This is a genomic window from Achromobacter sp., from assembly GCF_050285585.1.
In the GTDB taxonomy this organism is placed as follows: Bacteria; Pseudomonadota; Gammaproteobacteria; order Burkholderiales; family Burkholderiaceae_B; genus Achromobacter.
In genome coordinates this window covers 1-10,859 of sequence record NZ_JBLZXF010000060.1, presented here as the reverse complement: position 1 = coordinate 10,859, position 10,859 = coordinate 1, and the positions used below count along the sequence as shown (strand labels likewise).

Genomic DNA, 10,859 nt, shown 5'->3' with positions numbered 1-10,859 from the left:
TCGCGCCGATCTCGGCCAGCAGCGCATCGGGTTCGACGACGGTGGCGGACGTCACTTTGCGCAACGGCTTGGCGGTAAGGAGCTTGCGCGCGGCCTCTTCGGGCAGGCCGCCGAGCAGCGCCTTGCCCATGGCGGACGCATGCAGCGCGATGCGTTCTCCCAGGGCCAGGATGTACCGCAGCGGATACTTGCCGTCGCGCACGGCGACGACCTTGACGGCGGCGCCGTCGATGCGTCCGATGTAGGCGGTTTCGCCGGTCTGCTCGGCCAGCTGTTCCAGCACTTCGCGGGTGGCGTGGATGATGGGATCGACCGTGCTTATCTGCTGGACCGCGAGGGCCAGCTTTCCGGTCGGGTAATAGCGCCGCGATTGGGTGCGCAAGAGGTAACCCAGCTTGTGCAGCGTATACAGCAGGTCCAGGCAACTGCTGTCGGCGAGATCCAGCAGCCGGGCCAGATCGGAATTGGAGAGCTCTCTTTTTTCTCGGGCAAAGACTTCAAATACCGCCATGGCGCGGGCGGCGGCGCTAACGAAGGTCGGCATATAACGCTCGATTACCTGGAGTTGCCATCGGCCCGCGGCGCGAGCGCGGCAAGTTAAGAGGCGGTGTTTTCTTTGAACTGGAGCGATGAGACGCCGTGATTCCGCGTGGCGGGCAGCCGCCACGCATCCCTTTATTCGGCGTCGGAAGTGTAGCCGATGTCAACGAGCAGGGGCAACATTGCGCTCGTCCTGAGCCAGCACCAGGTCCCAGATTTCCTGGCCGATGGGGTGCTCGCGCTCTTCGTACAAATGCGCCACCAGGCCGCCCGCGCGCCCGACCAGCATGAGGCCGCGCGCGATCATGGGATCCAGCCCCATGTCGCAGATGATCGCGCCGATCGCGCCCACCACGTTCATGGGCAGGTTCCGGTTGCGGTCCTGCAGGAACACGCGCGGCACCGCGTTCATGAGCCGCCAGTGCTTGCCGTAGTAGCCGAGTTCCTGCGCCAGCTCGCGCAGCGTCGGGACCCGCGGATCGCCGTTGACGTGTATGGGATGGCCGATCCCGTAGATGGGCTGTTTCTTTTCGCGGCTGGCGCCGATCATGGCGCGCGCGGCCGCGTCGCACTCGGCATCGTCGGGCGCTTCGGACAAGCCCTGCGCGCCCGCGGCCAGCATCTCCGCGCAGTTCTGCGTGGTGCCCAGGAAGACGCTGCCGGCGCCCAGCAAGCCCGCCGCCACCGCCGCCTGCATGGCCTCCGGCGCGCCCAGGAAGGTCAGGCGGGCGCTCATGGCGCTGGGCGTCAGGCCGTGGTCGCACGCGGTGACCAGGATATGGTTGACCATGGCTTTCTCGGCGGCGCTGGGCACGCGATTGAAAATGGTCAGCAGCATCATGTCGATGAAATCGACTTTGCCCAGTAGTTCCGTCGCCAGGTTCTTGCCGCGCACCGTGATGGTTTCCGGTGTGGTGTATCCGATCTCGGTCTTTATCATTCATGCCTCCACTGTGTTGTCGACGGACTGTTGCGCGCGGCGGGCGACCAGCATCTTGACCTTGCAGATGCAGACCGTCACGCCGTCCTGATTGATGCCTTCGCGGTCGAATTCCACGACACCCCGGGCGGGGTCGCTGGTCGCGCGCCGATCCGTGACGGTGACGCGGACCTTGATCGTGTCGCCCACGAACGCCGGTTTGGCGAAGCGGTACGACATTTCCAGCAAGCCCAGGATCGAAGGCTCCAGGCACTGGTTCAGCACCGTGCGCGTGTTCAATCCGGACATGATCGAACCGACCAGCATGCCGTGCGCGATCCGCTGGCCGAACTTGGTCCCGGCCGCGTAAACCGCATCCGTGTGCAGGCGGTTGTAGTCCCCGCTCAGCCCCGCGAACGCCGCCACGTCGGCTTCCGTGATGGTGCGCGCCGCCGTGTCGACCGACAGGCCCGGCGGCAGGTCGTCCCAGTAGTACCGCAGAGCTTCCAGCGCGGCGGGCGTCGGCGTATCGGTATGCGCGGACATCATTGCGCGGCCCCCGCGGCGTTGATGGCGGACAGCCCCAGCACTTCGCGGCCGACGATAAGCGTCTGGACCTCCGCCGTGCCCTCGGGGATCGTGCCGCCGCTGGTGTCGCGGAAAATGCGCTCCAGCGGATACTCCGTCGAGTAGCCCAGCCCGCCATGCACGCTCAGCGCGATCTTGGCGACTTCATGGGCGGCTTCGGCGCCGTACAGTTTCGCGATCGAGCATTCGACCCGCGCGGGCAACCCCTTCTGAACGGCCACGGCGGCCTTGTAGCCCAATGCGCGCGCCGCTTCCGTCCGGACCATCATGTCCACGATGTGCTTCTGGATGAGCTGGAACTCGCCGATGGGGCGGCCGAACTGGCGGCGCGTCTTGGCATATTCAATGGACAGGTCCAGCGCCGCCTGCGCCGCGCCCACCGCGCCCATCGCGATGTTCAGGCGTCCGTAGTTCAGGCCGGTCAACATGGTTTTCAAGGCCCCGCCCTCGGTTCCGAGCAGGTTCTCCTTGGGCACGCGCACGCCGTCGAAGCCGAGTTCGGCGGTGCCGGATGCCTTCAGGACCATCTTGTCCACCAGACGGGCTTCGTACGGCGATTGCTCGCGGTCCACCAGGAACAGCGACAGCTTGCCTTCGCAGGCCGGGCTGAACGTGCGCGCCAGCACGATGGCATAGTCGGCGTTCACGCCGTTCGTTATCCACAGCTTGTTGCCGGTCAGCAGGTAGTGGTCGCCGCGGTCCTCGGCCTTGAACTCGATGCCCGCCACGTTCGAGCCGTGATTGGGCTCGCTGATCGCGACGCAGACGTTGCGGGTCGATGCCAGCACCGGCTGCAGGAAGGCCGCTTTCTGCGCCGGCGTTCCGTAGGCGTTGACCAGGCGCAGGAAGATGTTGGTGATGTTGAGGATGGTGCGCAACGAGCCCCAGCAGTATCCCGCCTCCTCTATCATCATCGCCCAGGTGACGAAGTCCAGGTCGAACCCGCCATCGTCCTCGGGCAACAGCCCGCCGATATAACCGAACTGGGCCAGCCCTTGCAGCACGTCCAGCGGGATGCGCCGGTCGGCCTCGCAGGCGGCGATGCGCGGGCCGATCTCGGCCTTCATGTAGCGCTTGATACTGTCGCGCAATGCCAGCTGGTTCGAATCGAAATCAAAATCCATGTTGTCCTCTATGCGGCCATTTCATGATCAAGGTTGTGGTTTTCACGACGAGTAGCGACCGCCCGTCACGTACAGGGTGACGCCGGTGATATAGCGTGCATGTTCCGAAGCGATGAACGCGACCGACGAAGCGATGTCGTCCGGCTGCCCCAGGAACCCGACCGGATTCCTGGCCAGCGCCGCGTCGCGCAGCATGGGGTAGGAAGGCAGGGACTGCATCAGTTCCGTCTCGATGAAACCCGGCGCGATCGCGTTGACCGTGATGCCGAACTTCGCCTGCTCCAGCGACAGTGCCCGGGTAAAACCCACCAGGCCCAGCTTGGCCGTGGTGTAGTTGGTCTGGCCCGGATTGCCGAAGATCGACCGCGAGGCGATGTTGATCACGCGCCCCCATTTCTTCTCCATCATTCCCGGCAGCACGGCCCGCGTGCAATGGAATGCGCCCTTCAGGATGGTGTCCACCACCGAGTCCCAGTCCGACTCGGCCATCTTTCCCAGATACTTGTCGCGCGTGAAGCCGGCGTTATTGACCAGGATGTCCACGCCGCCGAAGGCCGTGGCGGCGGCGTCGACCATGGCGGCGACCTGCTCCTTGGAACAAACGTCGCATTGCACGCCGATGGCCTCGTATCCGTCTTCGCGCAGACGCTGCGCGGTGGCGGCCGCGGTCTGCCCATCGATATCGGTAATGACCACCCGCGCCCCTTCTTCGGCCAGCACCCGCGCCGTCTGCGCGCCGATGCCGCGGCCGGATCCGGTTACCAGCGCGACCTTTCCTGCAATTCTCAAGTCCATGGATATGTTTTTCCTCTTGTGGAGCCCTGGGCGGCAGGCATGCCGCCGCGTTGATCCGCCTGGCGCCGCGCCGGTTCTGGCCCGGCGTTTCCCCCTGGGGAACGGCTTTGTTAAATTCATAATATCGTATCGATTGACGAAATGTCGAATTTTTTTCTATTGACCAAATGCAAAACCTCGAATTAGTATCCGACACGTCGTATAAACAACAGCTTTCGCAAGCCATCGGCAAACCAGCCGAATGCGCACAAAGGACTTTGAATGTTTCCTGACCTCGCCCCCTTGTTCGATCCCCGCTCGCTCGTCCTCATCGGCGCCTCCGACCGGCCCGCGAGCATCGGCCAGCGCGCGCTGTCCAACATCGTCGAGCACTCCCGCTACACGGGCGAACTGTTCCTGGTGAATGCGACCAAGGATTCGGTCATGGGCCGGCGCGCCTATCGCTCCGTGCTGGATCTGCCTTATGCGCCGGAGGCCGCCATCGTAGTGGTCCCCGCGGCTGCGGCGGTCAGCGTGCTGGCGGACTGCGGCAGGCTCGGCGTCAAGTTCGCCATCGTGCTGACTTCCGGCTTCGGGGAAACCGGCGAGGCCGGCCGGCAGCTCGAAGAGCAGATGCGCGCCATCGTGCGGGAAACGGGCATTCGGATCTACGGCCCCAACTGCCCGGGCATGACCAACAACAACCGCGGGCTGGGCTTCACGTTTTCGCCCGCCTTCCAGTACGACCGCCTGCCCGGCCCCATCGGGCTGGTCACGCAGGGCGGCGGGCTGGGCCGCACCTTCCTGCAGGCCAGCGGTCGCGGCGTCGGCATCGGCCTGTGGTGCTCCAGCGGCAACGAGGTCGACCTGACCGCCAGCGACTACATCAACCACATGGTCGGCCTGCCCGAGATCAAGGTCATCGTCACCCTGCTCGAAGGCATCAACGACGCGCCCCGCTTCGCCGCCGCGGCCTTGAATGCCGCGCGCCAGGGCAAGCCCATCGTGGCGCTGAAGGTGGGCAAATCCGCCTATGGCGTGAAGGCCACGCAGTCCCATACCGCCGCCCTGTCGGGCAGCGCGGACGTGAACAGCGCGGCCTTCAGGCAATTGGGGATCATCGAAGTCGACGATATCGACGAGCTGATCGATACCGCGGCGCTGCTGGCGCGCGGCATCCCCGCGCGCCCCGTGCGCACCGCGCTCTACTCGTTCTCCGGCGGAACCGTCGCGCTTGCCGCCGACATGCTGGGCAGCGCCGGGCTGACGCTCGCCGAGTTCGATCCCGGCACCCGCGAGGCCCTGGCCGGGCTCCTGCCCAGCTACGCCGCCATCGACAACCCCGTCGACACCACCGCGGAAATCCTGGTGCAGAGCGACATCAGCTACGGGTCGCTGCTGTGCGTGGCCCGCGATCCGAACGTCGACGTCGTGCTGTATCCGATTCCCATGGAGTACGGCGACACCACGCTGGCCGCCTGCCGGAACCTCGTCAAGGTACAGGGCGAAATCGGGATCCCCATCGTGCCGGTCTGGATGAGCGACAAGCTCGGCACCGGCTACCAATGCCTGGTCGACGCGGGCATGACGCCCGTGCGGACGCTGGGAAAATCCGTCAAGGCGCTGTCGAAATGGAACGGCTACGGCATCGCCTCCCGGGCCTTCGACCGCCACTGGACGCCGTCCATCATGAGCCGCCCCGCCCCGCCCGCAAGCGCGCCGGCGCCGCGGACCTTCATCGAGCATGATGCCAAGCAGCTGCTGAGCCAGGCCGGCATCGCCGTGCCGTTCGGTCGCCTCTGCCGCAGCCCCGAGGAAGCGCTGGAAGCGGCCGCGCAATGCGGCGGCCCCGTCGTGGCCAAGATCGTCAGCGCGCAGATCCTGCACAAATCGGACATCGGCGCCGTCATCGTGGGGCTGCGCACCCCGCAGGAAGTCCGCGAAGCCTGGGAGCTGATCATGGCGAATTCGCGCCAGGCCTGCCCGCAGGCGGTCATCGACGGCATCCTGATCGAGCAGATGATCACCCAGCGCGGCGTCGAAACCCTGGTCGGCGTGCACGAGGACGCCTTGTTCGGCCATGTCATGACCTTCGGCCTGGGCGGCGTCTACGTCGAAGTCTTCAAGGACGTCAGCCGCCGGCTGTTGCCGCTGACGCCGGCCGACGCCCGCCAGATGATCGAAGAGACCCGTTGCCACCAGCTGCTGAAGGGATGCCGCGGCCAGCCTGCCGTCGATATCGCGGCGCTGGAGCGGCTGCTGCTGGCCGTGTCCGACTTCGTGACGCAGGGCCCACACGACGTCAAGGAGCTGGACCTGAACCCCGTACTCGTCAGCACCGAGGGCGCTATCGCGCTGGATGCCGTCTTGATCGCCACCGGCCGATAACGCGTTTCAACACGCGCTACAGCAGATAGCGCACCGATATATAGGAGACTTCCCATGTTCATCAAACGTGTCACCGGCGCCCTGGCCGCCATCGCCGCCGCGATGTCCCTCGCTCCCGCCACCGCGTCCGCGGACGCCGCCTTCCCAGACCGCCCCATCCGGTTCATCGTGCCGTTCACCGCGGGGGGCATCACCGACAACGTCGCGCGCACGGTGGGCGCGCGCGCGGCCGAACTGCTCGGCCAGCCCATCATCATCGAGAACCGCGCCGGCGCGGGAGGCAACATCGGCGCCGAGTACGCGGCGAACAGCAAGCCGGACGGCTACACCATCTTCCTCGGCACGCAGGGCACGCAGGTCACCAACCCCCTGATCTACAACACCGGCAGCCGCCCGGACAAGGCGCTCACGGCCGTCCAGGGGCTGACCGCCATCCCGAACATCGTCGTCGTCAATGAATCCCGGCCGTACGACACCCTGGACAAGCTCATCGCCTATGCCAAGGCCAATCCCGGCAAGCTGAATACCTCCAGCGCGGGCGCGGGCACCGGCACGCACCTGGCCTCCGAGCTCTTCCAGTCCATCGTCGGCGTGAAGTTCAGCCACATCCCGTTCAAGGGCAGCGCGCCCTCGATCACCGCCCTGATCGGCGGCCAGGTCGATCTGTCTTTCGATTACCCGGTGTCGACCGAAGCCTTCATCAAGAGCGGCAAGATCCGCGCCCTGGCCGTAACGGGCGAAACGCGCCTGCCGACCTTCCCCGATCTCCCCACGCTGGCCGAACTCGGCTATCCGGGCGCGACCTCGATCTCCTGGATGGGCGTCTTCGTGCCGGCGGGAACGCCCGAGCCCGTGGCCGCGAAACTCGAAAAGGCGTTCGCCCAGGCGATCGACGATCCGCAGATCGCCTCGCGGCTGATCGGATTCGGCGGCGTGCCGCTGAAGAAGAACAGCGCGGATTTCAACGCGTTCGTGCGCGAGGAGTCCATCAAGTGGGGCAACGTCGTGAAAGAAGCCAACGTCAAGCTGGACTAGGGCCGTTTCTTTCCCCCTCCGACTCCCCTGCGCACGAGCCACGCGATGTCCCGTTCCCACGCCCTGCCCCTGGCCGGCATAGCCGTTGCCGATTTCTCCGAATTGCTGCCCGGTCCTTTCCTGACGCAGAACCTGCTGGAACTCGGCGCCAGCGTCACGAAAATCGAACGCCCTCCCCACGGCGACAATGCGCGCCGGCTGTATCCCGGCGTGTTCGAGTCCGTCAACCGCGGAAAGCAATGCGTCATGCTGGACCTGAAGCAGGCCGAAGGCCTGGACGCCGCCCGCGACCTCATCGCCCGCAGCGACGTCCTGATCGAAGGATTCCGCCCCGGCGTGATGGCGCGGCTGGGCCTGGGCTACGACGAGGCCGCGCGGCTCAACCCCGGGCTGGTCTATGTTTCCCTCAGCGGATACGGCCAGACCGGCCCCTATGCGCAGCGGCCCGGCCACGACATCAACTATCTCGCCACGGCCGGCGCGCTGGCCCTGGCCGGCAGCGACCCGGCGATGCCGGCCGCGGCCGCCGGCCTCCCCGTCGCCGACCTCTGCGGCGCCATGTACGCGCTGTCCAGCACGCTGGCCGCCTTGATGCAGCGCCAGCACACCGGCCGCGGCCAGCATCTGGACGTGTCGCTCACGGATTGCGTCGCGCAGTGGATGAACCCCCGGCTGGGCCAGTTCGCGGCCGCGGGCAAGTCCACGCTGGCCGCGCAGCGCCAGGACGTATTGAACAAGCCCGCCTACGGCGTGTTCCAGACCCAGGACGGCGCCTTCGTCGCGATCGCGGCGCTGGAAGACCACTTCTGGCTGCGCCTGCGGCAGGCCTTGCCGCTGCCGCGCTCCGACGCGCCGGACGCCACCTACCGGGAGCGCGAGGAACGGGCGGGCGAAATCAACGACGCGATCGCCCGCCGCGTCGGCCGCATGGCGGCGCCGGACCTCCTCGCGCGCCTGGAGGCCGCCGACATCCCCGCGACGCGGGTGGAAGCGCCCCTGGCGCTGCATGCCTCCCCGCACATGCGCGCGCGCGGCCTGTTCGGCACGGATCCGGACGCCAGGTATGTCCGCTACCCCGTCCGCCTGACCCATATGGACGAACGCTGAATGGACACGCACGTGGGCCGCGACGCCGAGGACCTGAGCGCGCGCGAAACCTACCGCCTGCTGGCCTCCTGCCTGGTCCCCCGGCCGATCGCCTGGGTCTCCACCCTGAACCGGGCGGGCCAGCGCAACCTGGCGCCCTTCAGCTTCTACACCCTGGTTTCGACGGATCCTCCGCTGATCGCCCTGAGCATCAGCCAGCACCAGGGCCAGGACAAAGACACCGTCGTCAACATCCAGGAAACCGAAGAGTTCGTCGTCAATTTCGTCACCGTCGCCCAGATTGCCGCGATGCATGCCACCTCCGGCCACTTCCCGCCCCATATCGACGAAGCCGCCCTGCTGGACATCGAGATGGTGCCGAGCCGCCGCGTGCGGCCCCAGGGCGTCGCGCTGAGCCCGACAAGGCTGGAATGCCGACTGTCCGAGGTGCTGGTTTTCGGCGCCCGGGCCACGCGTCTCTTGATCGGCGAAGTCGTCCACTTCAGCATCGCCGAGTCATGCATGAAGGATGGCCGCATCGACGGCACGCTGCTGGATCCGGCCTGCCGGCTGGGCGGCCCGTGGTACGCCAGCCTGGGCGCGCGTTTCTCCCAAGATGCCGCGCCATAACGTTATTTCTGAATCAACATCACCCATGAGCCAGTACCACGCCCCCCTGCACGACATCGAGTTCCTCGCGGCTTCGGTTTTCCCCTTGGACGCGCATCTGGAGGATTGCGGATCCTCGCTGGACGCCAGCCTGGTGCGCTCGGTCGTGCTCGAAGCCGGCAAATTCGCGCAAAGCGTGCTGGACCCGATCAATCGCGCGGGAGACCTTGAGGGCTGCCGGCTGCAGGACGGCGCGGTGCGCGTGCCCGACGCCTTCCAGCACGCCTATCGCGCCTTCTGCGAAGGGGGATGGAACGGCCTGCGCCAGCCCGAGGAATACGGCGGCCAGGGCCTGTCCTATGTGTTGTCCACCCTGACCGAAGAAATCTGGCACGCCTGCAACCCCAGCTTCGCCCTCTGCGCCATGCTCACCAGCGGCGCCATCGAGACGCTCCTGAGCGCGGCCGACCCAGCCTTGAAAGCACAGCTCCTGCCCAGGCTGATCAGCGGGGAATGGACCGGCACCATGAACCTCACCGAACCCGCCGCGGGCTCGGACCTGGCCGCCGTCAAAACCCGGGCCATCCCAAAAGCCGATGGCAGCTATGCCATCTCCGGACAGAAGATCTTCATCACCTACGGCGACCACGACCTGGCCGCCAACATCATCCACCTCGTGCTGGCCCGGCTTCCGGACGCCCCCGCCGGCGCCAAAGGCCTGTCGCTGTTTGCCGTGCCCAAATACCTGGTGAACTCCGACGGTACCCTCGGCGCGCGCAACGACGTGCATTGCACCGCGCTGGAACACAAGCTCGGCATCCATGCCAGCCCCACCGCCGTCATGCAGTTCGGCGCGGACGCAGGCGCCATCGGCTACCTCGTCGGCGAGCGCAACGAGGGCCTGAAGACCATGTTCATCATGATGAACGAGGCGCGCTTCTCGGTCGGCAACCAGGGCCTGGCCATTTCCGAGCGCGCCTACCAGCATGCCGTCTGGTACGCGCGGGAGCGCGTCCAGGGGCGTATCGTCGGCGAGGAAGAACGGGGCGGAACCATCCTGCGCCATCCCGACGTCCGCCGCATGCTGCTTGCCATGAAAAGCCGCATCCAGGCCATGCGCGCGCTGGGCATGTACATCTCCATGCGCAGGGACGAGGCGCACGCCGCCGGCCAGCCCGAAACCCGCCGGCAGGCCCGCGAGCGCGTGGAACTGCTGATCCCCGTCATGAAGGGCTGGTTCACCGAGAACGCGCAGCGGATCACCTACGACGCAGTCCAGGTTTTCGGCGGCATGGGCTTCATCGAGGAAACCGGGGCCGCCCAGTACTATCGCGACGCCCGCATCCTGACCATCTACGAAGGCACCACGGCCATCCAGGCGAACGACCTGCTGGGCCGCAAAACCCTTCGGGACCGGGGCGCGCAGGCCGGCGGCCTGCTGGACGAAATCCGGCAATTGGCCCGCGCCCTCCAGGAAGGCGCGGCGGCCTCGCGCGCATTCGGCGAGCGCCTCGAACACGCTTGCGTCCATCTGCGCGCCGCCATCGATTGGCTGCTGGCCCACGGCGCCGAAGACCCGCGCGGCGCCCACGCGGGCGCCGCCGCCTACCTCGAATTGTGGGGAACCGTGGCCGGCGCCTGGATGCACGGCCTGCGCCTGCGCGCCGCGCTCGGCGGCGGCCTGGAAGGCGAGGCGTGCCAGGCCGCCCAGGCCAGCGCGCAGTTCTACGCCGACCACATCCTGATTCATGCGGGCGGCCTGAAAACCGCTATCTGCGAAGGCGCGGAAAGCGTCG

General features: G+C 66.8%; 10 protein-coding genes. 5 read left to right on the top strand and 5 right to left on the bottom strand.

What is annotated here, in order from left to right; translation table 11 throughout:
• The 5 genes from ACN6PJ_RS30145 to ACN6PJ_RS30125 form a co-directional block, all read right to left on the bottom strand.
• Positions 1–544 (bottom strand): IclR family transcriptional regulator (locus tag ACN6PJ_RS30145; protein ID WP_427999333.1); only part of this gene is annotated, 544 nt, incomplete at its 3' end.
• Between the two features lie 159 nt (positions 545–703).
• The gene (locus ACN6PJ_RS30140) at positions 704–1,480 is read right to left on the bottom strand and encodes a citryl-CoA lyase (protein WP_062683951.1); all 777 of its coding nucleotides are present in this window, start codon (positions 1,478–1,480) and stop codon (positions 704–706) included.
• Complete coding sequence (locus tag ACN6PJ_RS30135) at positions 1,481–2,005, bottom strand: MaoC family dehydratase (RefSeq protein ID WP_088147517.1); 525 nt, start codon at positions 2,003–2,005, stop codon at positions 1,481–1,483.
• Positions 2,005–3,171 (bottom strand): acyl-CoA dehydrogenase family protein, encoded by a 1,167-nt coding sequence (locus ACN6PJ_RS30130; protein ID WP_062683952.1) that lies wholly within the window; start codon positions 3,169–3,171, stop codon positions 2,005–2,007. Before ACN6PJ_RS30130 ends, ACN6PJ_RS30135 begins: the two co-directional genes overlap by 1 nt.
• Before the next feature lie 42 nt (positions 3,172–3,213).
• On the bottom strand, positions 3,214–4,086 hold the full coding sequence (locus ACN6PJ_RS30125; protein WP_278737486.1) for an SDR family oxidoreductase: 873 nt from the start codon (positions 4,084–4,086) through the stop codon (positions 3,214–3,216).
• Positions 4,087–4,227: 141 nt separating this feature from the next.
• Here ACN6PJ_RS30125 and ACN6PJ_RS30120 point away from each other — a divergent pair, with 141 nt between their 5' ends.
• The 5 genes from ACN6PJ_RS30120 to ACN6PJ_RS30100 all read left to right on the top strand — a co-directional run.
• On the top strand, positions 4,228–6,333 hold the full coding sequence (locus tag ACN6PJ_RS30120) for an acetate--CoA ligase family protein (protein ID WP_175178928.1): 2,106 nt from the start codon (positions 4,228–4,230) through the stop codon (positions 6,331–6,333).
• A gap of 54 nt (positions 6,334–6,387) precedes the next feature.
• Positions 6,388–7,368 (top strand): Bug family tripartite tricarboxylate transporter substrate binding protein, encoded by a 981-nt coding sequence (locus ACN6PJ_RS30115; protein WP_062683955.1) that lies wholly within the window; start codon positions 6,388–6,390, stop codon positions 7,366–7,368.
• A gap of 45 nt (positions 7,369–7,413) precedes the next feature.
• The gene (locus ACN6PJ_RS30110) at positions 7,414–8,475 is read left to right on the top strand and encodes a CaiB/BaiF CoA transferase family protein (RefSeq protein ID WP_062683956.1); all 1,062 of its coding nucleotides are present in this window, start codon (positions 7,414–7,416) and stop codon (positions 8,473–8,475) included.
• A complete protein-coding gene (locus tag ACN6PJ_RS30105; RefSeq protein ID WP_175178929.1) occupies positions 8,476–9,084 on the top strand; it encodes a flavin reductase family protein in 609 nt (202 codons plus the stop codon).
• 25 nt (positions 9,085–9,109) lie between these two features.
• A partial coding sequence (locus ACN6PJ_RS30100) for an acyl-CoA dehydrogenase (protein ID WP_427999332.1) occupies positions 9,110–10,859 on the top strand: 1,750 nt, incomplete at its 3' end.

Excerpts from the sequence above, each read along its gene's own strand:
- ACN6PJ_RS30130 (WP_062683952.1), bottom strand. The coding sequence starts at position 3,171 with ATGGATTTTGATTTCGATTCGAACCAGCTGGCATTGCGCGACAGTATC.
- ACN6PJ_RS30125 (WP_278737486.1), bottom strand. The coding sequence starts at position 4,086 with ATGAATTTAACAAAGCCGTTCCCCAGGGGGAAACGCCGGGCCAGAACC.
- ACN6PJ_RS30110 (WP_062683956.1), top strand. The coding sequence starts at position 7,414 with ATGTCCCGTTCCCACGCCCTGCCCCTGGCCGGCATAGCCGTTGCCGAT.
- ACN6PJ_RS30115 (WP_062683955.1), top strand. The coding sequence starts at position 6,388 with ATGTTCATCAAACGTGTCACCGGCGCCCTGGCCGCCATCGCCGCCGCG.
- ACN6PJ_RS30120 (WP_175178928.1), top strand. The coding sequence starts at position 4,228 with ATGTTTCCTGACCTCGCCCCCTTGTTCGATCCCCGCTCGCTCGTCCTC.
- ACN6PJ_RS30105 (WP_175178929.1), top strand. The coding sequence starts at position 8,476 with ATGGACACGCACGTGGGCCGCGACGCCGAGGACCTGAGCGCGCGCGAA.
- ACN6PJ_RS30135 (WP_088147517.1), bottom strand. The coding sequence starts at position 2,005 with ATGTCCGCGCATACCGATACGCCGACGCCCGCCGCGCTGGAAGCTCTG.
- ACN6PJ_RS30140 (WP_062683951.1), bottom strand. The coding sequence starts at position 1,480 with ATGATAAAGACCGAGATCGGATACACCACACCGGAAACCATCACGGTG.